Origin of the sequence: Pseudomaricurvus alcaniphilus, from assembly GCF_011440395.1 — a bacterium.
In the GTDB taxonomy this organism is placed as follows: domain Bacteria; phylum Pseudomonadota; class Gammaproteobacteria; order Pseudomonadales; family Cellvibrionaceae; genus Pseudomaricurvus; species Pseudomaricurvus alcaniphilus.
This window is the reverse complement of sequence record NZ_JAAOIX010000001.1, coordinates 345,950-370,769: the sequence shown is the minus strand read 5'-3', so window position 1 is coordinate 370,769 and position 24,820 is coordinate 345,950. Positions and strand designations below refer to the sequence as shown.

Genomic DNA, 24,820 nt, shown 5'->3' with positions numbered 1-24,820 from the left:
CATATAGAAATGCCAGTTTAACCCCGACCGGTATAACCGCGAGTAATTACCTTCAATTTGGCTCGTAACTCATTGAATATAAAGTGTGAAGTAGACCCCATGAAAGAATTCCAGTTTTTCGCCACCTGCCCCAAAGGACTGGAAGGTCTGCTTTTGCAGGAGCTCGAGGGCCTCGGCTTTGCCAATTTGCGCGAGACGGTAGCAGGCATCTATTTTGACGCAGACCTGGCCGGTGCTTACCGGGCCTGCCTCTGGAGTCGGCTGGCCAACCGCGTATTGCTGCCCCTTGGTCGCTTTACCTGTGCCAGCGCCGAGGATTTGTACAGTGCGGCGCGCGGCGTGGATTGGACTGCCCATTTGCGCCCCACGGGTACACTGCTGGTCGACTTTACCGGCACCAGTGGTGCCATACGCAACACCCAGTTCGGTGCCCTGACCATTAAAGACGCGGTGGTCGACTGCCTGCGCGAAGCGGCCGGCGTGCGGCCAAGCGTGGCCAAGCAGAACCCGGACCTGAGGATTCACGCGCGCCTTGCCAGGGGCCAGGTTACCCTCGCCCTCGATCTCTGTGGCGATAGCCTGCACCGCCGCGGTTACCGCACCCAGCAGGGTGCGGCACCGTTGAAAGAAAACCTGGCCGCGGCGCTGTTGCTGCGCGCCAATTGGCCGCAAATAGCCGCCGAGGGCGGCGCCCTGATCGATCCCATGTGCGGTTCGGGAACTATCCTGGTCGAAGCGGCGCTGATGGCGCTGGATCGCGCCCCGGGCCTGGATCGGCCCGAGTTTGCCTTCGAGCGCTGGCCCGATTTTGATGCCCCGGCTTGGCAGTCGTTGCGCCAGCAAGCGCTGCAGCGCTATCGCGAGGGGCAGCAGCGGGGGATTGCCGAGATTCGAGGCTATGACGCCGATCGCAGGGTGCTGTTGGCGGCGGAATCGAACATTGCCCACGCCGGCCTTGAAGAATACGTGCGGGTGATCCACAAACCCCTGCAAGACCTGGTCAAGCCCACCCATACCGAACTCGGCGCTGGCCTGGTCATCACCAATCCTCCCTACGGCGAGCGCCTGGGTGACAAGCAGCAGCTGACCAGCTTGTACCGTCTGCTCGGGGACAAGTGCCGGGAGCACTTCAGCGGCTGGTCACTGGCTGTGTTTACCGGCAACCCGGATCTGGGTAAGAGCCTGGGGTTGCGCGCGCACAAGCGCTACAAGCTGTTTAATGGCGCCCTGGCCAGTGAATTATTGTTGATTCGGGTGGAATCATCCCAATTTGTGGATGCCCCGCCCGCGGCCCTGGACCAGCCGGCAGCGCTGACCCCCGGGGCGGAGATGCTGGCCAATCGCTTGCGCAAGAATGCCCGGCAGCTGGGCAAGTGGATCAAGCGCGAGCAAATCCACTGCTATCGCCTCTACGATGCCGATATGCCAGAGTATTCCGCCGCTATTGATGTCTACGGTGATTACGTCCATGTGCAGGAGTACGCCGCACCGAAATCCGTCGATGAGGACAAGGCCCGCGAGCGGTTTGCCGAAATCCAGGCGGCGGTGCCCGCGGCGTTGGGTGTGCCGGTCGAGCACATCAGTTTCAAGCAGCGCCGTCGTACCCGGGGCAAGGAGCAGTACCAGCGCCAGAGCGAGCGGGCCTATCCGCTGCTGCCGGTGCAGGAGGGCAAGGCGACCCTGCTGGTCAACTTGTGGGAATACCTGGATACGGGGTTATTTCTCGATCACCGTCCGGTGCGCCTGATGCTCGGTGATATGGCCATGGGCAAGCGCTTCCTGAATCTGTTTTGCTACACGGCGACGGCCACGGTGCACGCGGCCCTGGGCGGCGCGCGGGAGTCGGTAAGCGTGGATATGTCGCACACCTACCTCAAGTGGGCGGAGAAAAATTTCAAAGCCAACAATATATCCACGACTCGGCACCAATTGCTGCAGGGGGATTGCCTGCAGTGGTTGCAGGACTGCCGCCAGGGGTTTGACCTGATTTTGCTCGACCCGCCCAGCTTTTCCAATTCCAAGCGCATGGAGGGGGTGCTGGATGTGCAGCGCGATCATGTGGCGATGATAGAACGTTGTATGGAGTTGCTGTTGCCCGGTGGCAGCCTGGTGTTCTCCAATAACCTGCGCAGTTTTAAACTGGATGAGGCAGCGCTGGCACGCTACCGGGTGGAAAATATCACCGCCCGCACCCTGGACCCGGACTTTCAGCGCAATCAAAAAATCCACCAGTGTTGGCTGATCAACTCGGCGTGAGTAAACAGGCTCTGGCCGGAAACTACACGCTAGTGCTTGCGATCCGATTTGCGCTCGTGCGAGTATATCCGGTTGATGTCCCACTGGCGGACGCGCAAATCAGCGGAGCAAACAGATTGACCAATGACTAAAACCTTCGCAGTAGAGAGTCCTTTCCAGCCGGCCGGTGACCAGCCGACCGCAATCCGCGAACTGGTCGCCGGGATCGAATCCGGGCTGGCCTACCAGACCCTGCTCGGGGTGACCGGTTCCGGCAAGACCTTCACCATTGCCAATGTCATTCAGCAAGTCCAGCGCCCGACCATGATCATGGCGCCAAACAAAACGCTGGCGGCCCAGTTGTACGGTGAGTTCAAGGAGTTCTTTCCGCACAACGCAGTCGAGTATTTTGTCTCCTACTACGATTACTACCAGCCGGAAGCCTACGTGCCGTCCTCGGACACCTTTATTGAGAAGGACGCCTCGGTCAATGAGCACATCGAGCAGATGCGGCTGTCGGCCACCAAGGCGCTGATGGAGCGCAAGGACGCCATCGTGGTAGCCACCGTCTCGGCGATCTACGGCCTGGGTGACCCGGACGCCTACCTGAAAATGGTGTTGCACCTGTTGCGCGGTGACCAGATCGACCAGCGCCAATTGTTGCGACGCCTGGCGGAGTTGCAATACACCCGCAATGATACCGATTTTCACCGCGCCACTTACCGGGTTCGCGGCGACGTTATCGATGTGTTTCCGGCGGATGCGGAGAGTGAAGCGCTGCGCATAGAGCTGTTTGACGAGGAGATAGAAGGACTGTCGTTGTTCGACCCGTTGACCGGCGCCATTTTGCAGAAACTGGACCGTTTCACCGTCTATCCGAAGTCCCATTACGTGACCCCGCGGCAAACCATTCTCGATGCGCTGGACGATATCAAGGCAGAGATGCGCCAGCGGCTGGAGCAGTTGCGCGGCAACAACAAGCTGGTGGAAGCCCAGCGGCTGGAGCAGAGAGTCAAGTACGACATCGAAATGATGCAGGAGCTGGGTTATTGCACCGGCATCGAAAACTATTCCCGCTACTTGTCCGGCCGTCCGGCCGGCGAGGCGCCGCCCACCCTGTTTGATTACCTGCCCGCCGATGCGCTGCTGGTGATCGACGAATCCCACGTCGGGGTGCCGCAGATTGGCGGCATGTATCGGGGCGACCGCTCGCGCAAGGAAACGCTGGTGGAGTACGGTTTCCGACTGCCATCGGCACTGGATAATCGCCCCCTGCGCTTTGACGAATGGGAGCGACTGGCGCCGCAGATGATTTTTGTCTCGGCCACGCCGGGCCCCTATGAAGTGGAACACGCCGGCCAGGTGGTGGAGCAGGTGGTGCGTCCCACCGGGCTGATCGACCCGGAAGTTGAGGTGCGACCGGCCAGCACCCAGGTGGACGACGCCCTGTCGGAAATCGGCCTGCGGGTGAAAGCGGGTGACCGGGTCCTGATCACGGTTTTGACCAAGCGCATGGCAGAGGACCTGACGGATTACTTGCAGGAGCACGGTGTCAGGGTGCGCTATTTGCACTCGGACATCGATACCGTGGAGCGGGTGGAGATCATTCGCGATCTGCGCATCGGTGAGTTCGATGTGCTGGTGGGGATCAACCTGCTGCGCGAAGGCCTGGATATGCCGGAAGTGTCGCTGGTGGCCATATTCGACGCCGACAAGGAGGGCTTCCTGCGCTCCGATCGATCCCTGATCCAGACCATCGGCCGCGCGGCGCGCAACGTCAATGGCAAGGCCATCCTCTACGCGGACAAGATCACCGGTTCCATGCAGCGGGCCATGGAAGAGACCGACCGGCGCCGGGAAAAGCAGGTCAAGCACAATGAGGCGCACGGTATTACGCCGCAGGGGATCCGCAAAAACGTGACCGATATAATGGCCGGCACCTATGTGCCAGGCGCGCGCGCCAAACGCCGCCAGGTGGCGGAGCAGAAGGGGCGTTATGAAAACGAGATGGCCACCGGCGATGTCTGGAAGCATGTGGCGGAGCTGGAGGAGAAAATGTTCCAGGCCGCCAAGAACCTCGAATTTGAACAGGCTGCTGCGCTGCGCGACCAGATTGCCCGGCTGAAAGCGGCACAAGCCTGATCACAGCACCGTTGATAAAAAAGCCCTTTTGCTCAAAGTGCCGTTTTAACCAAAGTGCCGTTTTAATCTAGGTGCTGTTTTAACCAAAGTTCCGTTTTAATCATAGCCCCGTTGGTTACAGTGCTATTTATCCTGCTGCTCTATATCTGAGTGTCATGGGCTTCGCGCCTACTCAATGTGGAGCCGATTCGCGCGCTCGCCCCCGTTACAATTCCAATACCACGCGAAAGCCCACATCCCGGTAGCCCTGGCGTGGGTCCCTGCGGTCGCGGCTGTGGCTTTTGATGTCGGCGACCGGGCTTTTCACTGAGCCGCCCCGCACCACACGCAGCGGGCAGTGTTCCCGCTCCACCGCACTGCCGTCCCGGGGGGCGGCGAGATAGTGATTCTGGTAACAGTCTTGCACCCACTCGGCGACATTGCCGGACGTGTCGAAGACCTTGAATTGGTTGCCGTGAAAGCTGCCTACGGGCGCGCTCCGGGCTCGCAGCAGGGTGCTGAACGGGCTGTTACAGCCGCGCCGGCAGTTGGCAAAAACTGGCTTGTTGTCGGCATTAGTGGTTTGGTCATCGGCATAGGCAGGTTCGCCGGTGTCGCTATCGCGCTCGCTCCAGAAGTAGTCCGTACTGGTCCCGGCGCGGGCGATATACTCCCATTCGGCTTCCGTGGGCAGTCGGTAGCGCTGGCCGCTGGTCTGGCTCAACCACTCGGTGTAGGCGCGGGCATCCTCCCAGCTGATGTTGATTACCGGTCGGCTGCCTCTGCCCCAGCGGTTGTCCGAGGGTAGCGGGAGATTATTGTGAAAACTGAATTTCTCATAGTCGGCAAAGGTAATTTCGTACTGGCTGACGGCGAAGGCCCGGGCGATGTTTACCTGGCGCACGGGTGAGGCGTTGCTCGCGCCCTTGTGACCCATAGCAAAACGGCCCGCGGGCACGATCACCATCGCCGGCCCCTTGCTGCCAGTGCTGAGTTCACTGTGAAATATCGCGCCGGCAACCGGCTTCTTTTCCAACGCGATCGGCAGGGTCAAATGCTTATCCAGAATCTTGATCCACTGCAGGTGGCTCTCGTAGCCACTATGGGTCACTTCCAGGTGGTAATCGCCGGGTATCAGGGGGATGCCGGCGTAGTATTTTTCCCGAATATTGAGGATCCTGACTCGTGCACCGGGGGGGCGGGTGGTAACCAGCAGTTCGTAACGGGGCGGAGGAGCGGGCAGCGTCGCTTCCGCGGTGACCTGGTCCGGGCTGTCGCTGCCGGCGGTTTCTTCGCTTGTGTTGTTGTCGGTAGTGTCAGGAGTGCTGGTTGTGTCGGTGGCTGCCAGGACTGCGGTGGTGATTGGCGAGACTGTGTCGACGGTGGGATCGCTCAAACTAGAGCCGGCGCCAGCGACCACTAACGCCGCGTCAGTTGCCGGGCTGCCGGAGCCGAAAGGTGCCCTGAGCCACTGTTCGGTGCTGGCCGCAGCGCTGAGCAGGCCCTCGGGCAGGTGCGTTTTACCCGGCAGGTCGAGACGGCTGAGGGCAATGCTGCAGGCCAACCAGACCAGTATTGCCAGCACGAGTAGCGCGGGCGCCAGCAGCCATGGCCGACGCCGGATACTGTCTGCGCGGTCGCGCCAGCTGACAACAGGGATGTTGGTAACCAGGGTGTCTCGATTCTGCGCCGCGGTACTGAAGTGGCTGCGAATCTCGGTGGCAGTGGATGGCGGCGCTCGGTGCAAGCCATCCTCGAGTGAATAGCGCCATTGACCGAGCCAGCGGCGCAGGGATTTGAGCCGCAGGGCGAAAGCCGCGCAAGTGACTGCAAGCAGGGCGCGCAGCAGCGTAAACGCGTGGATGGCGGTCGGCTCGGTGGCGCTCAGGTATGCGGCCTGGGGTCCGCTGCTGGCGGATGCTGCCGCCAGCAGTTGAATGGCGGCGGCGACATCCCGGCCACGCTGGAAGCGGTCATCCGCTTGCTTGGCAAGTAGTTTGTCCAGCAGGGGCTGTACGGATGCATGCTGCGGTGGCAGTTTCGGTGGTGCAGCGGTTAAATGCATAATCGCAATCGCCACGGCGTCGTCGGCACGAAAGGGTGCGCTGCCGGTAAGCATCTCGTAGAGCAGTACGCCGAGGCTGTAAAGGTCGGCGCGCCCGTCCAGCGGTGTGCCCCGGGCCTGCTCCGGACTCATGTAGTAGGGGGTGCCCACTACCGTGCCTATGGAGGTCACCCGGGAGGCATCGCTGAGGGTCCGGGCGACGCCGAAGTCAGTGAGTACAGCGCTGCCATCGGCGCGAAAAAGTATGTTTTCCGGCTTGATATCCCGATGCACATAGCCTTTTTCGTGGGCGTGATCCAGCGCCAGGGCAATTTGCGCGGTGATGTCCAGAGCGCTTGCCTGGCTGATGCCGGTGGCCATTTTATCGAGTACGGATCCGCCGGCCAGGTAGTCCATGGCAATGTAGTTGAGATCGCCGTGACAGCCAATATCGTAAATCGGGACGATGTTCGGGTGCGACAGCTGGCCGACGATGTTGGCTTCCCGCTGAAAGCGCTCACTGAAGGTGGGATCGGCGTTCAGCGCTGGTGACATGACTTTGAGTGCCACCTCGCGTCCCACACTGAGCTGGATGGCCAGGTACACAGTGGCCATGCCGCCCTGGCTGAGCTGGCGCACGATCAGGTAACCGGGAATTTGCGGTGCCGGCGTCATAGTAGCCGCGCCCTTTACCACAGTGTCCACAGGGTCACCAGCAGAACGCTAATCAGTGCCAGCCCGTACATCCCCAGGTCCAGCCAGCGACTGCCGGTAATACGGGGCAGGGTGGTGGCTTGCCGCCGCGGTGGGGTTCCCTGGCGCGGCGACTGGATCACTTGCGCCGTGATATTGTCGCGGCCGCCGTTGCGCAGCGCTCGCTGCAGCAAGGCCTGGCAGGCGGCCTCGGGAGTATTGGCGTCGCACAGTAGCTGGGCGATGGTCTTGTCGTCCAACTCATCGGTCAGGCCGTCGCTGCACAGCAAAACCCATTGATTGGCCTGCCAGGTGCCGTGGCAGCTGTCTACCGCGACCGCCTCCAGGTCGGGGGAACCAATACACTGGGTAATGATGTGCTTGTCCGGGTGCTGGTGGACATCTTCGGGCCCGATTGCCCCTGAGGCTAACAACATTTGCACGTAAGAGTGATCGGTGGTCAACTGTTCCAATTGACCACCTCCGGCGCTGGCAGTCCACAGGTAGGCGCGGCTGTCGCCGACCCAGCAAACTTCGTAGTCATCGGCATTGCTGCTAAGGGCGACCACCGTTGAACCCATGCCGCTGGCGCCTTCGCCGGCGTCGGCGGCGTGCAGCACTGCCCGGTGCGCCAGGCTGATGGCTCGCGGCAGGGGGGTACCGCGTTTGGTTTCTTGCATCAGGGTGCCCACCACTATGGCGCTCGCGACTTCACCCGCGGCGTGGCCGCCCATGCCGTCGGCCACGGCCCACAACCCCTGCTCCGGTGCGCTCAGGAAACAGTCTTCGTTGTTGTCCCTGTGCAAGCCCTTGTCAGATATGGAATGTGATTGGCAAAACGGCATAGATATAGACTATTTTAAAGGGGTGGGCGGAATTCGGTTGCGCGAATCTAATATCGGCTGCGCCAGGACAGTATCGGCTGCGCTAAGGCAATAGTAGCTCTAATTGCTGGATAATAAAGTGAATTCTTTCACTGCAATGATTGCCAGCCTGACTTGATAAATGCATTATTTTCTTTTTACACGGTTCCGCGGAAACGGCCTGTTATGCTTAAGCTCCGAATTTCGAACAATCCTAAAAATACCCTGTGGTTAGTGGAGCCGCGGTTGCTGATTGGCAGTGCCAGCGATTGTGACCTGCAGCTAAGTCACCCGGGTATCGAGCAGCGGCACGCCGAAATCGCAGTGGATCACGAAACCCTTACTTTTACCTTGCTGGCGGACCACGCTACTGCCACTGTTAATGGCCACCAGGTCAAGCCCGGTGCGGCGGTGGTATTGAAGGTGGATGACCGACTGGGGCTGGGCGGGGTCGAATTGCAGGTGATCGATCCGAAACAGGAGCGGGTACAGGCGCCGATAGCGGCGTCCCAGGCGGCAGCAGCCAGTGGCTGGGCGTTAAAAGCCAACCACAGTGCATTGGCCAATCGGGTCTACCCGTTGCTCGACGGGGTGGTGGTAGGGCGGTCCCAGGACTGCGATATCGTGTTTGCGGCTGCCCACTTGTCCCGCCGGCATGCACAGTTATTTATTCGCGACGGCGCTCTCTACGTAAAGGACCTGCAGTCCTCTAACGGCACTTTTCGGAACGGCCAGCGAGTGACCGAGGCACGGGTCAAGCGCGGTGATGAGTTGCGCTTTGACACGCTCAGTTTTGGGGTGATTGGCCCTGCTGATGAACTGGATAAAACCTCCATTCGCGTGCTGCCTGACAGTCTCCGCTCGCTGTCCGAGCGGGCGCCGGATAAACCTGCGCATAATGTGCGAACGGCTCCTGCTAACACTCACAGCGCCGGAGGGGATGGCGGCGCCGCAGCCAAGGGCGCTTCTGCAAGCGGCACTGCCAGGCCCGCCCAAATGCGTAAGCCGGTGGCGGTAACCCGAATTGAGGCCGATTCAATCGAGTCGCATAAACTGGAGCAGCCCTCTGCGGGCCGGCGCCTGGCCGTTGGCCTGGGTTTACTGCTGATTATCGGCGGCGGTTTGTACGTTGCCTGGCGGCACTTCGGGTTACCCGCCTGACCCTTGTTTAGCAACAATCGGGCATCATTAATCGTCCATAGATATACCTAAGTACCACCTAAGCTAAGCGTCGTGCAGCCGGCAATATGTTAGGTCTGGCTTCGGGGGCTTGCTTTCAAGACCCTCGACAGCAGGGATGCTGTCGCGGAGCCTCCATGGATGGATGCACGGCGAGTCTTGAAAGCAAGTCCCTGGAGCCAGGCCGGGAGCAAAGCTGCTGTCCCAAGTGCTACAGGGTATATATTTACTATCGCCGATAGCTGGCTTATTCATAGGCGTAATTAGGTAGATATATGGCCTGCATATATGGCCTGGAAATGTGCCCCGGCAATGTGGCCAGGTAATGTGGCCAGGTAATGTGGCCAGGTAATGTAAAGTTACTAAAGTTTTTCCTGCTTTGGACGATACCCCGGTAGTACCTCACTATTTATCCCCTACCGGAGGCTGCCGTGCTCATCGAAGGAATGCAGGCTACCCAGATACAGCACACCCGTTTTTTCCAGCATTCGAACGCTGGCCAGTCGCAGTTGGCGGCCGAATTGCAGCCGAGTGGACACAGCCCCGGCGGCCACGGTAACAGCCCCTCGTCGATCTATATTCGCTCCGAGCAGCAAGTGTTCAGCAGTTCCGTTTACAGCTTCGCCCCCACGCAAACCGCCCCGGTAGAGGCCGTTAGGGAGCCGGCGGCGGGTGCAGTCAAGGCTGCGAGCACAATCCTGGCGTTTGTTGAGGCCCAGCTGGCACGGGACCTGGCCGATGGCGCCAGCACTGAACAATTGGCGTCGCGCCTGGCGGCAGGCCTGCAAGGCTTCCAGCAGGGGTTTGGTGAGGCGGCGGAAATCCTGGCTGAACTGGGTGGAGTTGATGCTGGGGTCTGGGCGGAAATTCAGCAGACCCATGACCTGGTGCTGGAGGGCTTCGATGCACTGCAGCGCCAGTATTTGCCGGGCTCGGAGTCGCTGCTGGAGACTGATCCCGGGCCGGCTGCAGTGGCCGTGCCCGATAAGGCCGCCAGCGCCTTTTATTCGCGCAGTGACAGTGCCGAACGCAGTAGCTTCAGCTTTTCTGTCACAACCGCAGACGGGGACAAGGTCAATATCAAGGCAGCCAGCCTCAAGCTGAGTATGGTAGAAGCCCAGATTGACAGTCTCGAAGGCCTGCAGGGACGCTTCCGGGCTGACGACGCCCGGCAGCAGCAGTTTTCACTCAAGGTAAACGGCGAGCTCGACAGTGATGAGCTGACTGCGATCGAGGATTTACTGGGCCAGGTGGCAGAGTTGTCGAACCGGTTTTTCGACGGCGACGTGCAGCAGGCTTTTGCAATGGCTACCGAACTCGGCTTCGACAGTTCGGAAATCGCCTCGTTTGCGCTGAAGCTTCGGCACAGCTCGGTGCAGCGTATGAGCCAGGCCTATACTCAAACCCAGGCCTATACCCAAGACCAGGTGTCGCCAACCTCTGGCCAGACAGAATCCCTGTTCGAGCGTCTCACAGCGGCCCAGGGCCCATCCAGTGGCCTGCTGCCGCTGGCGGATTACGCGGAAAAAGTTGCGGCGGCGCAGTCCGTTGCCGGTCGTTTCCAGCAGCCGCTGGAATTGATGCAGGCGATTGCGCAACAGTTTGAAAGCAGTCACAGGGCAGGCTTTGTGGACTCGCTGGCGATGTTGTTGCCAAAGCAGCAGTAGGGCTCCGCACGAGTAGGGTTCAGCACAATGCCGGCTCATATCTGAATTGATTGGGGCATTAGCGGTTGGCGCGTCAGCGATTGGGGCAATGAGCCGCGCTGGGCAACTGGGCACTGTCAGGGTAAGCGTGCGCAGGTTAATATAAGCCCCCGCGCCAACCTGGTCCAAAATATATGCAAACCCTTTACCTCTATACCACGCTGGGCTGCCATCTGTGCGAGCAGGCCAAGACCGTTATGTGGCCGGTGCTTGAGCACTACGGTTATCGCTTGCAGGAAATCGAGATTGCCAACGACGACGAGATGGTGGAGCGCTACGGTATCCGCATTCCGGTGGTGCGGCGGGACGACTGCGAAAGGGATCTCGGCTGGCCGTTTTCCGCCGAGCAACTGGCGGCTTACCTGGCCGCTGACAAGTCCTGACTGATTGCCTGGGGGCGTTGTTGTGCGATCCGCTCCGGCGGATCGGCTGTCATTAACTGGATGGCTGTCCTAGAGACTGTGCGAGTGGGGCTGGGCTATTAGTTTGCTGGGGGCCTGCACAGGGCAGGCCGATTTACAGCCGCTGTCCAGCTTCCGAGCGAGTCAACATGTCGGGAATACTGCCGGTCCGATAACCGTATATAACCGAGTAGGCCAATACGTTTTGCACGTACTTGCGAGTTTCCCGGAAGGGAATGCTTTCAATCCATATATCGATGGGCAGCTGTTTGGCCGAGCGCTGTAGCCACTGATCTACCCGGTGTGGCCCGGCGTTGTAGGCGGCTGCCGCCAAAATGCGATTGCCCTCATACTTCTCCAGCAGTTCGTTGACGTAGTAGCTGCCCAAAGTGATATTTTTTTCCGGCAGTAATAGCTCGTGCGGTTGCTGGTATTTAACCCCGGCACGGCTAGCCGTTTGCCGGGCGGTACCGGGCATCAACTGCATCAGGCCGAGGGCGCCGGCGGGAGAGCGGGCCTGCTCGGCAAAGGCACTTTCCTGGCGGGCAATGGCAAACAGCAGCAGTGGTGAAATGCTGTGTTTTTGCGCGGCGGCCAGGACCTGTTTGTCGTAAGCGAGGGGAAACCGCATTTGCAGGTCATCCCAGGAGCGCGCACTGGCCAGGGAAATGATGGTTTGGTTGTGCCAGCCCCACTGGTGTGCCAGGGAGGCGGCGGCAATGTGCTCGTCTTCTGAGTTGAGGCGCCTGCTCATGTAATACCATTCCCGGCTGGCATTGGTGGTGTCGCCGATGGCCAGCAGTTCACGGGCCCGGCGCGCGGCAGGGTTGGTTTGAATGGTGAGCAGTTTTTCCGGGTTGATATTGGCCGGTGTATCGCCGAGGTGGTAGTCACGCCCCAGTTTATCGGCGGCCAGGAAAGAATAATAATCCCGGCGGATGGCCAGCAGGGTGTAGATCTCGCCGGCTGAGTTATAGACCGGATCGCTGAGTTCGGCCTGCTCCAGCGCCCGGGCTCGCCAGTACAGCCAGCGCTCCTCTCGCTGGGCGTCCAGGTCCAGCTTGACGATGTGCTGGTGAACTTTAGGCCAGTCCTGCTGTTTCAGGGCATCGACGATGATGATTTCGGTCAGGGTTTTGCTGCTGATTTCGGGAATATCCGCGATCAACTGGGTAACTTCGTCGTGATGGCCCTTGCGCAACAGGTACAGGGCCAGCTGTTGTTGGGTCTCGTGGCGCTGTTCACTGTTGAACAGTTGCTGGGCGTCATAGCGATACCAGGCCTGCAGGGCCGCGAGGGGATCCTGCCGGGCGTAGTGTTTGATACCGTAGAGAATAATGTTCTGTATTGCCGGCGACTGTTGCTGAAAGCGCTCGCTGCGGGCTATCCGGTGCGGGTAGCGGCCGATTTCGATCTGCAGTTCGGCAAGTTTCAACTCTTCGCCAGTCAGGTAGCGCAGCAAATAATTGCCCAGGGTGCGATTGCCGGCACTCATCGCTTTATTAAATCGCTGCCAGGCAATGTCCGGGGTCAAACCGCCGGCGGCGATCCAGGTGTCGAACAGGGGATCGCAGTCGTTCGGTTGCGAGTGCTCCACGTTCCACAAGGGTTCAACTTCCTGCAGTGCCAGTTCGTCGCCACTGGCGTGACGAGCCTGGAGTGCGAAACAGGAGAGCGTGGTGCTGCGCAGGTCGGCCGAGTAAAAACTGAGGTATTCCTGCCAGCGATTCTTTTTCGCCAGGGTGAGCAGCCAGCGCTGGCGCAGCTTGTCACCTAGATGGGAATCGCTGTTACTGTCCAGGAACTGGCTCACCTGCTCCGATGGCAGGCGCGACAGGCGGCGATTTAAATAGTAGTAGTCGAGGTAGGGGGAGAGCGGGTAGCCGTGCAGGCGATCGCGGTACTGTTGATAAACCGTGTACTGCTTGAGTTGCAAGGCATTGCGTGCCGCCAGGTAAAACTGGCGTTGCTGCTCCAGCTGGGATGTTTTAGCGCTGCCTAATGAAGGTAGTCCTTCCGCCAGGGCTCTGTCGCCCGGCAAGCCAAGGCCAGCAAAGGTCAGAAAAGCAAGGCAGACAGCGGCGAGGGCTCTCGCCCGCAGTGCAGGAGAAGATACAGTGGTAGCCGTTACTCGTGGAGCAAAGTGCATACAGATAAAGGTTTTGAGTCATTTTAGATCTATTGTACGCCAATTTTTCGGCTTTAGCCCCTTGATTTTTGTGTCGGCAAGTCCTTTACTAGCGCGCCGTTCGCCAGGGGTAAATTACCTGTGTAATTTCGGTTATTATTGACAGTTAGCTGACAATAATGTGTCTTTTGACCAGAGCAAGTAACCCCCATGCCCCTTCTTGAATTAAAAAATGCCAGTCTCCACTTTGGCCACCAGGTATTGCTGGATGGCGTTGACCTGAGTATCAGTAAAGGCCAGCGGATCTGTTTGATTGGCCGTAATGGCGCGGGAAAGTCTACCTTGCTGAAAGTCATTTCCGGTGATGTGCAGTTGGATGACGGATCGATCTGGCGCGAGTCGGCGGTCAAAGTCGCCCGACTGGAGCAGGACCTGCCCGAGGCGGACGATCTCTCAGTGTACGATGCGGTGGCCAGCGGACTGGAACAGGTGGGCGCACTGCTTGCCGAGTACCATCACCTGCTGGAGAAAGCCACCGACACTCACTCACTCAATGAGCTGGCTCGAGTGCAACACGAAATCGACAGCCGCGACGGCTGGGCATTGCAGCAGCGGGTGGAAACCGTCATCAGCCGGCTGGATCTGCCGGCGGACAAAACCATGGCTGAATTGTCCGGTGGTTGGCGCCGGCGTGTGGCGCTGGCCAAGGCCCTGGTGGTAGAGCCGGATATCCTGTTGCTGGACGAGCCCACCAATCACCTGGATATTACCGCCATCGACTGGCTGCAGAAGCAAATCCAGGACTATCGCGGGGCGGTGGTATTTATCACCCACGACCGCTCCCTGTTACAGAGCCTGGCCACTGCCATTGTGGAGTTGGATCGCGGTCACCTGCGGACCTGGAACGGTGATTACCGCAGTTTTCTCGAATTCAGGGAGCAGCAATTGGCGGAGGAGGAGCGCCACAACAGCCTCTTCGACAAGCGCCTGGCGGAAGAGGAGAGCTGGATCCGGCAGGGTATCAAGGCCCGCAGAACCCGCAATGAGGGGCGGGTGCGGGCGCTCAAAGCCATGCGAGAAGAGCGCTCCCAGCGCCGCGAGGTGCAGGGTAACGCCAAGTTTGCTATCAACAGTGGCGGTCTGTCGGGCAAACTTGTGGCACAGCTGGATCATGTCAGTCATTACTTTGGCGACCAGTGTGTGATCCGGGATTTCTCCAGCACTGTGGTGCGGGGCGACCGCATTGGATTTATCGGCCCGAACGGCGCCGGCAAGAGTACCCTGTTAAAGATAATCCTCGGCCAGTTACAGCCCACCGAAGGGCAGGTGCAATGCGGCACCAACCTGGAAGTGGCTTATTTTGATCAGCTCAGGGGTCAGCTGGAGCTGGAGAAAAATGCCGTCGATAACGTCTCCGAGGGTCGCGACAGCATCACTGTCGGCGGTCGCAGCCGGCATATAATGAGTTATCTCAGTGATTTTTTGTTTACCGGCGAGCGCGCCCGCACGGCGCTGAAGCTCTTGTCCGGTGGCGAGCGCAACCGTGTGTTACTGGCTCGCTTGTTCAGCAAACCAAGCAATTTGTTGGTGCTGGATGAACCGACCAACGACCTGGATGTCGAGACCCTGGAATTGTTGGAGGACTTGCTTGGTCGCTACGAGGGCACTATTCTGCTGGTGAGCCACGATCGGGCGTTTCTCGATAATGTGGTCACCAGTACTATCGCCTTCGAAGGTGGTGGCCAGGTGCGGGAGTATGTAGGCGGTTACCAGGACTGGCTGCGGCAGGGTGGCAGTTGGCAAGCGGAAAGTTCTGCTCCCGCAGCGTCGGCAGTGGCACCCGCCGCTGTCGCGCCGGCCCCTGCGCCGGCTGCGGCAGCTGATCAGCCGGGTAAAAAGCTCAGTTACAAGTTGCAGCGCGAGCTGGACACCCTGCCTATTGAGATCGAAGACCTGGAGAAGGAGCTGCAGCAGTTGGAGCAGCAGATAGCCGCTACCAGCTTTTACCAGCAGGAGCAGAGTGTGGTGGCGGAAGCCCTGCAAAGCCTTGAGTCGCTGCAGCAGACCCTCGAGCAAAAGTACGCGCGCTGGGATGAGCTGGAAGAGATGAAAGGGTAGGCCCGGTTGGCACGGGTTTTTTGCTGAAGTGCCAACTGGATTAGTTGGCCCGGTTTTGATTTAACGACGTGCCCTGTTCTAACGACGTGCTCTGCTCAAAGGAATTGCGCGGAAGTGAGCAGGCGTGAGCGACGCGAGGGCTTATGCTGCCCTCGCTCCAGAAGCTGCCTGGCTTTCAGGTTTGGCGCTTTTTAAGCTTGGCCACTAGTCCTTGACGCGAACGGCGAGGACATCGCACTTGGCACCGTGCAGGACGCCATTAGCGGTGGAGCCCAGCAGCAGCGCCAGCCCCTTGCGGCCATGACTGCCAACAATCACCAGGTCGACATTCAGTTCATCGGCCAGGGCGTGAATTTCGGATACTGGCTGGCCGGTCACCACGTGCTGGTTTTCGCTGCTGATATTGTTGGCTTTGGCCATGCTCCGCAATTGTTCCACTGCCTTGGTTTGCAGTTGATCCTGGATTTCTGTGAGATCGACCGGGATGTCGCCGCCGTAGGCAAAGGTGAGTGGTTCCACCACATGTACGATAGACAGTTTGGCCTTGCTGGCTGCGGCCAGTGCGTTGGCTCTTTGAATGACGTGATTGGCCTCATCGGAAAGATCGACGCCAACCAGAATGTGTGTGTAATTTGACATGGCTGTTTCCTTATCCTTATGGGGATGCAGTCAATACTAGACGCTTGCCTGTTGAATGCCTAGACCCAGATCAACTAATGTTTGATATTTTAATGGAGTATTATCTGTGTGGTTACCTCTGCTAATCTGCCTTGGGGCTATTGCCCTGTTGGTCGGCCCAATTATGCTGATGCAGCCGACCCGGTCGCAGCGGCGCCTGGCGCAGTTGCGCGAGGCGGCCATGGCTGCCGGTTTGCGGGTGCACCTGCAGGCACCCCCGGCGGGGGCAAAAATAGCGTCCGGTGCCGCCCTGGTTGCGGCCTACTGCCTGCCCTGGAAGGAGTCAGGAATGGCGAAAAGTGTCTGGCAGCTGGTTAAAAAGGGTTTTGCGCACGAGTTGCATGCCGCCGCCGAGTGGGATTGGAGTGAGGCGCCAGCTCAGTTTGACTGGTCCGCTTTTCGACCCTGTCTGGAGCAGGTTCCAGCCAAGGTGTTTGCCATCGCCAGTGGTCCCCAGGGGCTGTGTTGCTATTGGACCGAGCAGGGTGACAGAGAGGATGTTCAGCTAATCGCCGCATGGCTGGAGGCCAGCGCCAAAGTATTACGCCGTGCGGGCAAGCGCCGCCCGGAGGTGAGCCAAAGCTGAGTGTTCAGGGCGGCTGTGCGGTGTTGTGGGGTTGTCAGTCCGGCGGGTTGAGATGGCTTTCCGGCATTAGCTGCGTTGAGATTGACGACCGTTTACCGGCGATAAGATCGGACAATTCCCGGATAAACTGGTGACGGCGGGTATCGCTGTGGTTCGAGTGCAGCAGTAAGCTTTGCGCTTTTTTATAAAAGGCTTTGGCGGTAAAAAGATTATTGCGCCGGACCGACTTATGGCCCTGGCCCACCTGGGAGATGGAGTCCACCATCAGGTAAGCCCAACTCAACTGACTGAGAAAATCTTTCATTTGCGCCGGGGTTATTTTATCGCTGGCGCGCAGGCGGCGGATAACCAGCGCCGTCTCTTCCAGTGATCGATGGGCGCGAGCGATTTGCGCATCACTCTCCTTCAGCCGGTCCAGCCCGGTGGGTACAGTCTCATCCGCAAGGGTATCAGCCCGCACCAGGGCGGACTGAAAGATGGCGTCCATGTAGGCATTGTTTGGCGCCATTGCACGCATCTGGGTCACCAAATCCAGAATCTCATCGTTCAACAGGCGGGCAATCTCCCGCTTTTCCAGCAGTGGCTCGATTTCGCTCAGCAGTTCCTCCAGGCGTTGGACGCGCAGCTTCATGGAACTGATTTCGGTCTGCTGCTGGCGGCGCTTGCGTTCCCGCTTGTTCACCAGGCTGACTGCCAGTAGTGAGGCACAGGCGAGCAGGCAGAGAAGGATCAGGCTGTTCAGGGTGGACATAGCTAAATTCAAGTAATGGCAAAAAAAGCGTTGGCTACCACCTCAACGACAATCATTTTTAAAGTGTTGCAGCGGCTAGCGGCATTCTAATGTACTGCACTGGCTAACGGCATTTGCTTCGACAACTTTAGTACTCAGGCTTTCAAGTGCACGGTTTTGGGCCCGACATGGTTGCTGTAACTGCGCTCGAGGGTTCCCAGCGGGGCTATTTGTATGCTATCTCTAAAAAGGAAGCCGGATTTGATGAATTCAGGAATATGGCGCGAAATTGAAATTAAAAGCCCGGGATTGCTTGACCCTCGGCTGGCGAGGCTTTATACATGCGCTTCCCACAGGCAGCCCCCGGGTCCGCGAACAGCCTTGAGGGCGCGCGAATGGGTTGGCATGTTGTCTCGGTAAACTGGAAATAGTGAAATAATATGGGTAAATCTCTGGTCATCGTTGAGTCACCAGCGAAAGCGAAAACAATCAACAAATACCTCGGTAACGATTACGTTGTTAAGTCCAGTGTCGGCCATATTCGCGATTTGCCCGTCAGTGGCGGCCCGAAAAAGCCGGTCGACGCCAAGGCTCGGGCCCGCCAGGCGGCGCTTACTCGCAAGATGTCGGCCGAAGAGAAGGCCAGGCACAAGCTCAAGAAGTCGAAAGAGCAGATGATCAACCGCATGGGGATCGACCCGGAAAACGGCTGGGAGGCGCATTACGAAATTCTGCCCGGCAAGGAAAAGGTGGTTGAAGAGCTGCGCAAGCTGGCGGAAAAGGCCGATGTTATCTACCTCGCGACTGACTTGGACAGGGAGGGGGAAGCCATCGCCTGGCACTTGCAGCAAGCCATCGGCGGCGATGAGAGCCGCTATCGCAGAGTCGTTTTTAACGAAATTACCAAGAGCGCCATTCAGGAAGCTTTCAAGCAGCCCGGGCCGGTGGATGTAAACCGGGTGAATGCCCAGCAGGCACGGCGTTTCCTCGATCGTGTAGTTGGTTATATGGTGTCGCCGCTCCTGTGGGAGAAGGTCGCCCGCGGCTTGTCAGCCGGGCGAGTGCAGTCCGTAGCGGTGCGCCTGGTGGTAGAGCGGGAGCGGGAAATCCGGGCGTTTATCCCGGAAGAATACTGGGATGTGTTTGCTGACTTGCTCTCGCAAAAAGGCGACGGCGTACGCTTTGAGGTCAAAAAATGCTCCGGCGAGACCTTCAAGCCGCTAAACCAGGCACAGGCCATGCAGGCCGTCGAGGCCTTGCGCAATGCCAGTTTCACTATCAGCCAGCGGGAAGACAAGCCCACCCGTTCCAAACCCGGCGCGCCGTTTATCACCTCGACCTTGCAGCAGGCGGCCAGCACCCGGCTGGGATTTGGTGTGAAAAAGACCATGATGCTGGCACAGAGGCTGTACGAGGCCGGCTATATCACCTACATGCGGACTGACTCCACCAACCTCAGCAAGGATGCTGTCGAAAATTGTCGCGACTATATCCTGGAGGCCTATGGCAAGCCCTATCTGCCCGAAAGCCCCAACTCGTACAGCAGCAAAGAGGGTGCGCAGGAGGCTCACGAGGCCATTCGCCCGTCCAGTGTAACTACCCGGCCGACCCAGCTCAGCGGCATGGAGCGTGACGCGGAGCGTCTCTACGCTTTGATTTGGCAGCAATTTGTCGCTTGCCAGATGACGCCCGCCGAATTCACCAGTACATCACTGACGGTCACCGCCGGCGACTACGAATTAAAAGCTCGCGGGCGGGTCATACGCTTCGACGGCTACCTGAAGGTTCAGCCCGGTGCAGGTAAAAAAGATGACGATGTGGTGCTGCCAGAACTGGCGATAGGGGAAGTGCTGACCTTGAAAGAGCTGGAGCCCAATCAACATTTTACCAAGCCGCCAGCGCGCTTTTCGGAAGCCAGCCTGGTGAAAGAGCTGGAAAAACGCGGTATCGGCCGGCCCTCTACCTATGCCTCGATTATTTCTACCATCCAGGATCGCGGTTATGCCCATATCGACAAGCGCCGGTTTTACGCCGATAAAATGGGCGATATCGTGACCGACCGACTGGTGGAGAGCTTCAAGGATCTGCTCGACTACGGCTTTACCGCCAATATGGAAGAGGCGCTGGACGAAGTGGCGCTCGGCGAGGTGGAATGGCACGATTTGCTCGATCGCTTTTACAAGGATTTTACCGATTCGCTGTTAGTCGCTCAAAACGATGACGGCGGAATGCGCCCCAACCAGCCCACTGAAACCGATATCGCCTGTCCTTCCTGTGGTCGCTTGATGCAGATTCGCACCGGTACTACCGGGGTCTTCCTGGGGTGCTCCGGGTATTCCCTGCCACCCAAGGAGCGCTGCAAAACCACCATGAACCTGGTGTCGGGGGATGAGGCGGTCAATGCCGATGAGGATGATGAGGCGGAGTCCAGGCAGTTGCGGACACGGCATCGCTGCAAGCTGTGTAACACCGCGATGGACAGTTATTTACTGGATGAAAGCCGCAAGCTGCATATCTGCGGTAATAACCCCGACTGCCCGGGTTTTGAGGTGGAAAAAGGCAGTTATAAGCTCAAGGGCTACGAGGGCCCGGTGATTGAGTGCGACAAATGTGGCCATGAAATGCAGCTAAAAACCGGCCGTTTTGGCAAGTATTTTGGCTGCACCGGCGAGGGCTGCAAGAATACGCGCAAGTTGTTGAAGAGCGGTGAAGCGGCTCCCCCGAAAATGGATCCGGTGCCTATGCCAGAGCTGCAGTGTGAGAAAGTCGAGGATCACTACATTTTGCGCGATGGCGCCTCCGGGTTGTTTCTTGCCGCCAGCCAGTTTCCGAAAAACCGGGAAACCCGGGCGCCGCTGGTGGCCGAATTGCTGCCGCACAAAAAAGAGATCGACCCGAAGTACAAGTTCCTGTTTTCGGCCCCAACCGAAGACGACGATGGCATTCCCACAGTGATACGCTTTAGCCGCAAGACCAAGGAGCAGTACGTGCAGTCGGAAATCGATGGCAAGGCGACCGGCTGGAAGGCGTTTTACCAGGGTGGCGCCTGGGTGGCTGCTGGCAAGTCGGAAAAAGCCAAACCGAAGGCCAAGAAAAAGGTGGGCAGTAAATAGCAGCTGCTTTCGTCAGCTCAGGAAAGGTCGCTCGCGTCAGCCAGCCGGGGGCTCACTAATGTCCCCTAAACGGGCTATGGGCCTCTGGTGTGCTGGACTCTGGTGCGTTTGCCTTAGGTGTGATTGAAATAGGTTTGCGTGACACAGGTGTGCCTACCAAAGCCGGGGTTGCTGACCGCCGTTTGAGCGAGCGCCAGCGCTTCATCGCCCTGGCAGGGCGCGGGTGGCGGGGAACAGTCGGCAGGGGCAGATAGTTGGTAATTTTAACGTCTGTGCAAGCAGCCGGTGTGCCAATAGGCAATCAACTGGCGGATGGGTTTGGTTAAATGATCCTGTTATTATCTCGCCAGGTTAACCGATATCTCTAAGGGCTGCCCTGGTCAGTCCGGGGATCGGTCGTCTACTAGCAGGCTACTTAAGGCGTTTTTACGACAGGCGTTTCCATGACTAATCCCTACCACCCACGGGTGCAACAAAAGCTGGTACATTGCCGCTTGACCCTGCAGCTGCTGGATAGCTCTCCCGCAAGTGAGCGTCAAACCCGCGAGGCCTTGTTGCAGGCGGCGGCCTTGCATCTGGCGATCGGGTTTCGGCTCTACTTGCGGGAGCTGGCCTCCTCTCTCAAGTTGCCGGACCCCGAAATGGTGCAGCAAGTTGCCGACTTGCAAGCGCGCAAAGCGGCCCCTGGCATCGTAAATGAACTGAATGCACTAACCTTTAGTGCGGATATCAATGCCCTCGAACGCCAGGTTTTGTCCCCCAGAATTAACACTGGCCCGGTGCAGCAGGTGATCGCCAGGGACTCCGGTGCAGATCAAATTGCATTTTCAAGTGAATCACTGTGGACCTGGCTGAAGCAGCTTGAGGCTCTGGCGGAGCGCCAGCGGCTGGCGTTTGTGGAGTGGTAGGCCACCTGCGGTGGAATGAATTGGGCTGTTAGTGTTAAACTGGCGGCAGGTTTGGATCAGCAAGAAACATCCCTGACAGGATTCCGACAGGTAAATGGCTTCGTATATGTTTGAAATTGTAGAGTTGGCAGATGGTTATGTGGGTTTGCGTCGCGCAGGCGATGAAGGCGAGCCCCTGATTCGGATAAAGTTTTCCCGGGAGGCCAGTAACTATCTGCAAGAGTCTCGCATAGAAGTGGTGAAAGCCATGATCGAAGCCGGGATGGAAATTTTTGGCGACCTCGCTGAAGATGACGCCTCGCTGGAATCTCTGCTTGAGCCCGAATCCCGCATTTTACATTGATTAATACTGTACTGAGTTAATACTGCACTGATTAACAGGCTGCTCTCACCAATACTGCTAAGCCGGTATTGAGTCGGCGGCTATTGTCATCATCACCTATTGTCATCATCACCTATTGTCATCATCACTAAAGCGCCCAATGGTACCAAGCCGCCTTTGATCACCAAGCTGCGTTCGATTACCAAGCCGCCCTGAATCGCCGAAAGTCCTTTCGTTTACCAACATCTTCCTTGATCACCCACAGTGCCTGCTATTGAATGCGAGGTGTATTGGCGCTCGTTGAACGTGATAGCAGTTCGGCTTGGTAGCAGTTCGATATGATCGCAAACTCCCTGGCTGGCATATCGACTTGAAAAAAGACTGTTATCGATAGCGAATTATCAGCCCGCTACTGCATCCCTGGCGTGCGGCGTGTTCAAAGTGCGCCATATCGTCCTTGCTGAAAGTGTCCGGAAAGGCGACCACTGTGTGGCTGGTGCCGTTGTGCAGAGCCTCCCAGAGGATCCAGCGCTGATCGTCCTCGGAGTTGGCGTGAATTACCCTGATCTTGGTGGTGTCCACCCCGAATTCCTGCAGTTGTTGCGCGTCTATGGCGGTGGTGGTTATCCAGCTGATCCAGCGGTCGGCAATACGGCTAAGGTGGGCAATCATCGGCAGCAGCAGGAGGTTTTTGTCACTGCTGTGGCGGGTAAATACCAGTTCGGTGATGGAGCTTGTTTTCTTTGGTTGGCGTTGGGGTTGGCTCTGGGGTTGAGATTGGCCCCGGTCTTGCGCAGGCGCCTGTTTCGGGCTGGCCGTGTAATCTGCTGAGCGGGAACTGGTCAGTTTTGACGTGAGTTTTGCCGACAGCTTTAATCCTGGTTTTTGGCGGAACTCGCGGCCGCGAGTTCGTCCCTGCTCTCGTCCCCGGGAAGCGCCGGCGTTGCCGGTGGATGTATTCGAACGTGTATCCAGTGCGATTGCCATTATTCTACCCTCCGCCCAGTTCGTGCTTGTCTCGCTTGTATCTGTCTCAAGCGTACTTTGCCTGTAAGTTGAGCAAGTACCGACCCGTTAATTTCTGCGTAATACGCCGACACTCAAGCCTTCGATAGCAAATGCAGACTCTCGAAGGTCGACCTTAATGACTTGAAAATCCTTGTTTTCCGGAAACAGCTCTACCAGGTGCGAACCTTTGTGGTGCTGGTAGCGCTTGACCGTAACCTCATCGTCGATGCGGGCGACGACTATGTCACCGCTGCGGGCAACTTGTGCCTTGTGTACGGCCAGCAGGTCGCCGTCGAGGATACCTATATCCTTCATGCTTTCGCCGCTGACGCGTAAGAAATAGTCCGCCGTGGGGTTAAAAAAGTCATTGGGCAGGCTGCAGTAGTCCTCGATGTGCTCCGCCGCCAGAATCGGGCTGCCAGCGGCCACTCGGCCGACAATAGGGATGCCGGTAACCTGTTCCGGCAGGCGAATGCCCCGGGAGGCACCGGCGACCATTTCAATGGCCCCCTTGCGAGCCAGGGCGCGCAAGTGTTCCTCCGCTGCGTTGGCGGACTTAAAGCCCAGTTCCCTGGCGATTTCGGCGCGAGTCGGTGGGTAACCGGTTTCTTCCGCGTGCCGTTTGATCAGATTGAGGACTTGCTCTTGCCTTGATGTCAGCTTGATCATGGTGTTCCGGGTCCTGAGTTTTTATACAGTAGCTGTGATTATATACAGTAAGTTGCTTGAGGCAAGTGAATTTTTCTACAGCGCTTATACTTACCTTGGGAACTCGAATGTTTAGAGGTCTTTTCACTACTCTGAAGGCAGATGAGAGAAGGTATATGCTAGATGCGAAACTGAGCGAAGCGTGGCGGGTGCTGCGCATCCAGGCAGAGCTGGTTGACGGGATAGAGCAGTTGATCAAGCTCAAGGGCGCGGTGACCATTTTTGGCGGCGCCCGTATGCACCCGGATAACAGCTATTATCAGCAGGCCGAGCAGCTGGGGCAGCTGTTGGCAGCGGCCAATATTCCGGTGATCACCGGGGGCGGCCCCGGTATCATGGAGGCGGCGAACAAAGGGGCGTACGAGCGGGGAGGGCAATCCATTGGCCTCAATATCACCTTGCCGAAGGAGCAGCAGGCAAACGCCTTCCAGACGGTAAACCTGTCGTTTCGCTATTTCTTTGTGCGCAAATTCCTGTTTGTGAAAAATGCCATCGGTTTTGCCATCTTTCCCGGCGGCTTTGGCACACTGGACGAACTGTTTGAAGCGCTGACCCTGATCCAGACGGAAAAGGTGCCGGCCTTTCCCGTGGTGTTGATAGGCAGGCGCTATTGGGGTGGGTTGTTGGACTGGATGAGAGAAGCGATGATGGCCGAGGGCTGTATCGACAGTTCTGACTTGCTGCGTATCAACGTGGTCGACTCACCGGCAGAGGCGCTGCAGGTGTTCCAGCAATACCGGCGGGAGAACAATTCGGCAACCGCGTGATTGTGCTGTTGCCGGCCCGGGCTGTCGGGCCCAGGCACTTGGTCTGCAAAGGCACCGGATCAGTAATCGTCCGACCCGGAAAACAGGTCTGGCTCTATTTCATCCAGTGGATTGTTCCAGTTGCCGGAGCCGGAGGCGTAATCGGCGTTCCAGTCTTCGGCGCCGGAAAACCCAAAAGCGGCGTTGGCGTCTTCTGGCGGGGCAGCGGGGCTGAGGTACAGTAAGCTCCAGCTTTCACGGTCAATTTCCCCGACTTCACCGCCGCTATACTGTACTTCGATATCGCCACTGTCGGAGTCGACCGCAACAACTTCGAAGTAGAGGCCTTCGATGGGGTCCTGGTACCAGTTGCCGATAATGGGTTTAACCACTGGAATGTTTGATGCCATACTAATCTCCCTTGTTTTACCGGGGTAATTGCAGGAGCCAACAGGTCACGCTGCCGTGATTGGATCACGTGTCTTGGACCGCGCGGCCGGCATTTTATCACCAAAGACTCTCTCTTGCGGGGC

At 58.2% G+C, this 24,820-nt stretch carries 19 protein-coding genes; 11 read left to right on the top strand and 8 right to left on the bottom strand.

All coding sequences use genetic code 11. The annotated features are described in order from the left end of the window. The first annotated feature begins 99 nt into the window (after window positions 1-99). Together rlmKL and uvrB are read left to right on the top strand one after the other, a co-directional pair. Window positions 100-2,256 carry a bifunctional 23S rRNA (guanine(2069)-N(7))-methyltransferase RlmK/23S rRNA (guanine(2445)-N(2))-methyltransferase RlmL gene (gene rlmKL / locus G8764_RS01590; RefSeq protein WP_166161209.1) on the top strand — a complete coding sequence of 719 codons (2,157 nt, stop codon included), beginning with the start codon at window positions 100-102 and terminating at the stop codon, window positions 2,254-2,256. A gap of 123 nt (window positions 2,257-2,379) precedes the next feature. Further along, window positions 2,380-4,377, top strand: a complete 1,998-nt coding sequence (uvrB, locus tag G8764_RS01585; RefSeq protein ID WP_166161207.1) for an excinuclease ABC subunit UvrB — start codon at window positions 2,380-2,382, stop codon at window positions 4,375-4,377. Window positions 4,378-4,582: 205 nt separating this feature from the next. Here the strand turns inward: uvrB and G8764_RS01580 are convergent, their stop codons facing one another. Together G8764_RS01580 and G8764_RS01575 are read right to left on the bottom strand one after the other, a co-directional pair. Beyond that, window positions 4,583-7,105, bottom strand: coding sequence for a protein kinase domain-containing protein (locus tag G8764_RS01580; RefSeq protein WP_166161205.1), 2,523 nt, complete (start codon window positions 7,103-7,105; stop codon window positions 4,583-4,585). Further along, the gene (locus tag G8764_RS01575; RefSeq protein ID WP_166161203.1) at window positions 7,090-7,938 is read right to left on the bottom strand and encodes a PP2C family protein-serine/threonine phosphatase; all 849 of its coding nucleotides are present in this window, start codon (window positions 7,936-7,938) and stop codon (window positions 7,090-7,092) included. Before G8764_RS01575 ends, G8764_RS01580 begins: the two co-directional genes overlap by 16 nt. Window positions 7,939-8,142: 204 nt before the next feature. Between G8764_RS01575 and G8764_RS01570 the strand changes: the two genes are divergently transcribed. The 3 genes from G8764_RS01570 (at window position 8,143) to G8764_RS01560 (ending at window position 11,224) form a co-directional block, all read left to right on the top strand. After that, window positions 8,143-9,117, top strand: a complete 975-nt coding sequence (locus tag G8764_RS01570) for an FHA domain-containing protein (protein ID WP_166161201.1) — start codon at window positions 8,143-8,145, stop codon at window positions 9,115-9,117. 449 nt (window positions 9,118-9,566) lie between these two features. After that, on the top strand, window positions 9,567-10,802 hold the full coding sequence (locus G8764_RS01565) for a DUF5610 domain-containing protein (protein WP_166161199.1): 1,236 nt from the start codon (window positions 9,567-9,569) through the stop codon (window positions 10,800-10,802). Between the two features lie 173 nt (window positions 10,803-10,975). After that, window positions 10,976-11,224, top strand: coding sequence for a glutaredoxin family protein (locus G8764_RS01560; RefSeq protein ID WP_166161197.1), 249 nt, complete (start codon window positions 10,976-10,978; stop codon window positions 11,222-11,224). A 133-nt stretch (window positions 11,225-11,357) separates the two neighbouring features. Here G8764_RS01560 and G8764_RS01555 read toward each other — a convergent pair whose 3' ends face one another. Then, entirely contained in the window at window positions 11,358-13,283 is a 1,926-nt protein-coding gene (locus G8764_RS01555) for a transglycosylase SLT domain-containing protein (protein ID WP_166161195.1), read from the bottom strand. A 297-nt stretch (window positions 13,284-13,580) separates the two neighbouring features. Between G8764_RS01555 and G8764_RS01550 the strand changes: the two genes are divergently transcribed. Then, window positions 13,581-15,488 carry an ATP-binding cassette domain-containing protein gene (locus tag G8764_RS01550; RefSeq protein ID WP_166161193.1) on the top strand — a complete coding sequence of 636 codons (1,908 nt, stop codon included), beginning with the start codon at window positions 13,581-13,583 and terminating at the stop codon, window positions 15,486-15,488. 204 nt (window positions 15,489-15,692) lie between these two features. On the opposite strand, the gene G8764_RS01545 is transcribed toward G8764_RS01550, so the two are convergent. After that, window positions 15,693-16,127 (bottom strand): universal stress protein, encoded by a 435-nt coding sequence (locus G8764_RS01545; protein WP_166161191.1) that lies wholly within the window; start codon window positions 16,125-16,127, stop codon window positions 15,693-15,695. A 106-nt stretch (window positions 16,128-16,233) separates the two neighbouring features. Here G8764_RS01545 and G8764_RS01540 point away from each other — a divergent pair, with 106 nt between their 5' ends. Next, the gene (locus G8764_RS01540; protein ID WP_166161189.1) at window positions 16,234-16,752 is read left to right on the top strand and encodes a hypothetical protein; all 519 of its coding nucleotides are present in this window, start codon (window positions 16,234-16,236) and stop codon (window positions 16,750-16,752) included. 34 nt (window positions 16,753-16,786) lie between these two features. Here G8764_RS01540 and G8764_RS01535 read toward each other — a convergent pair whose 3' ends face one another. Continuing rightward, on the bottom strand, window positions 16,787-17,503 hold the full coding sequence (locus tag G8764_RS01535) for a hypothetical protein (protein ID WP_166161187.1): 717 nt from the start codon (window positions 17,501-17,503) through the stop codon (window positions 16,787-16,789). Window positions 17,504-17,922: 419 nt separating this feature from the next. Here G8764_RS01535 and topA point away from each other — a divergent pair, with 419 nt between their 5' ends. The 3 genes from topA to G8764_RS01520 all read left to right on the top strand — a co-directional run bounded on the left by topA (window position 17,923) and on the right by G8764_RS01520 (window position 21,846). Then, complete coding sequence (topA, locus tag G8764_RS01530) at window positions 17,923-20,595, top strand: type I DNA topoisomerase (protein ID WP_166161185.1); 2,673 nt, start codon at window positions 17,923-17,925, stop codon at window positions 20,593-20,595. A gap of 443 nt (window positions 20,596-21,038) precedes the next feature. Further along, entirely contained in the window at window positions 21,039-21,503 is a 465-nt protein-coding gene (locus tag G8764_RS01525; RefSeq protein WP_166161183.1) for a hypothetical protein, read from the top strand. Between the two features lie 106 nt (window positions 21,504-21,609). Further along, window positions 21,610-21,846: a hypothetical protein gene (locus G8764_RS01520; RefSeq protein ID WP_243748523.1), complete on the top strand. Its 237-nt coding sequence runs from the start codon at window positions 21,610-21,612 to the stop codon at window positions 21,844-21,846. Between the two features lie 363 nt (window positions 21,847-22,209). Here G8764_RS01520 and G8764_RS01515 read toward each other — a convergent pair whose 3' ends face one another. Together G8764_RS01515 and lexA are read right to left on the bottom strand one after the other, a co-directional pair. Next, on the bottom strand, window positions 22,210-22,812 hold the full coding sequence (locus tag G8764_RS01515) for a cell division inhibitor SulA (RefSeq protein WP_166161179.1): 603 nt from the start codon (window positions 22,810-22,812) through the stop codon (window positions 22,210-22,212). Between the two features lie 87 nt (window positions 22,813-22,899). Continuing rightward, window positions 22,900-23,502 (bottom strand): transcriptional repressor LexA, encoded by a 603-nt coding sequence (gene lexA, locus G8764_RS01510; protein ID WP_166161177.1) that lies wholly within the window; start codon window positions 23,500-23,502, stop codon window positions 22,900-22,902. A 155-nt stretch (window positions 23,503-23,657) separates the two neighbouring features. On the opposite strand from lexA, the gene G8764_RS01505 reads away from it, so the two are divergent. After that, complete coding sequence (locus tag G8764_RS01505) at window positions 23,658-24,308, top strand: LOG family protein (RefSeq protein ID WP_166161175.1); 651 nt, start codon at window positions 23,658-23,660, stop codon at window positions 24,306-24,308. Between the two features lie 59 nt (window positions 24,309-24,367). Here G8764_RS01505 and G8764_RS01500 read toward each other — a convergent pair whose 3' ends face one another. Beyond that, on the bottom strand, window positions 24,368-24,697 hold the full coding sequence (locus G8764_RS01500; RefSeq protein WP_166161173.1) for a DUF6763 family protein: 330 nt from the start codon (window positions 24,695-24,697) through the stop codon (window positions 24,368-24,370). Window positions 24,698-24,820 lie beyond the last annotated feature (123 nt).

What these genes read in the sequence shown, in the direction of transcription:
- rlmKL (WP_166161209.1), top strand. Translation starts at nt 100, where the DNA reads ATGAAAGAATTCCAGTTTTTCGCCACCTGCCCCAAAGGACTGGAAGGT.
- uvrB (WP_166161207.1), top strand. Translation starts at nt 2,380, where the DNA reads ATGACTAAAACCTTCGCAGTAGAGAGTCCTTTCCAGCCGGCCGGTGAC.
- G8764_RS01575 (WP_166161203.1), bottom strand. Translation starts at nt 7,938, where the DNA reads ATGCCGTTTTGCCAATCACATTCCATATCTGACAAGGGCTTGCACAGG.
- G8764_RS01570 (WP_166161201.1), top strand. Translation starts at nt 8,143, where the DNA reads ATGCTTAAGCTCCGAATTTCGAACAATCCTAAAAATACCCTGTGGTTA.
- G8764_RS01560 (WP_166161197.1), top strand. Translation starts at nt 10,976, where the DNA reads ATGCAAACCCTTTACCTCTATACCACGCTGGGCTGCCATCTGTGCGAG.
- G8764_RS01550 (WP_166161193.1), top strand. Translation starts at nt 13,581, where the DNA reads ATGCCCCTTCTTGAATTAAAAAATGCCAGTCTCCACTTTGGCCACCAG.
- G8764_RS01545 (WP_166161191.1), bottom strand. Translation starts at nt 16,127, where the DNA reads ATGTCAAATTACACACACATTCTGGTTGGCGTCGATCTTTCCGATGAG.
- G8764_RS01535 (WP_166161187.1), bottom strand. Translation starts at nt 17,503, where the DNA reads ATGTCCACCCTGAACAGCCTGATCCTTCTCTGCCTGCTCGCCTGTGCC.
- topA (WP_166161185.1), top strand. Translation starts at nt 17,923, where the DNA reads ATGGGTAAATCTCTGGTCATCGTTGAGTCACCAGCGAAAGCGAAAACA.
- G8764_RS01525 (WP_166161183.1), top strand. Translation starts at nt 21,039, where the DNA reads ATGACTAATCCCTACCACCCACGGGTGCAACAAAAGCTGGTACATTGC.
- G8764_RS01520 (WP_243748523.1), top strand. Translation starts at nt 21,610, where the DNA reads ATGTTTGAAATTGTAGAGTTGGCAGATGGTTATGTGGGTTTGCGTCGC.
- G8764_RS01515 (WP_166161179.1), bottom strand. Translation starts at nt 22,812, where the DNA reads ATGGCAATCGCACTGGATACACGTTCGAATACATCCACCGGCAACGCC.
- lexA (WP_166161177.1), bottom strand. Translation starts at nt 23,502, where the DNA reads ATGATCAAGCTGACATCAAGGCAAGAGCAAGTCCTCAATCTGATCAAA.
- G8764_RS01505 (WP_166161175.1), top strand. Translation starts at nt 23,658, where the DNA reads ATGCTAGATGCGAAACTGAGCGAAGCGTGGCGGGTGCTGCGCATCCAG.
- G8764_RS01500 (WP_166161173.1), bottom strand. Translation starts at nt 24,697, where the DNA reads ATGGCATCAAACATTCCAGTGGTTAAACCCATTATCGGCAACTGGTAC.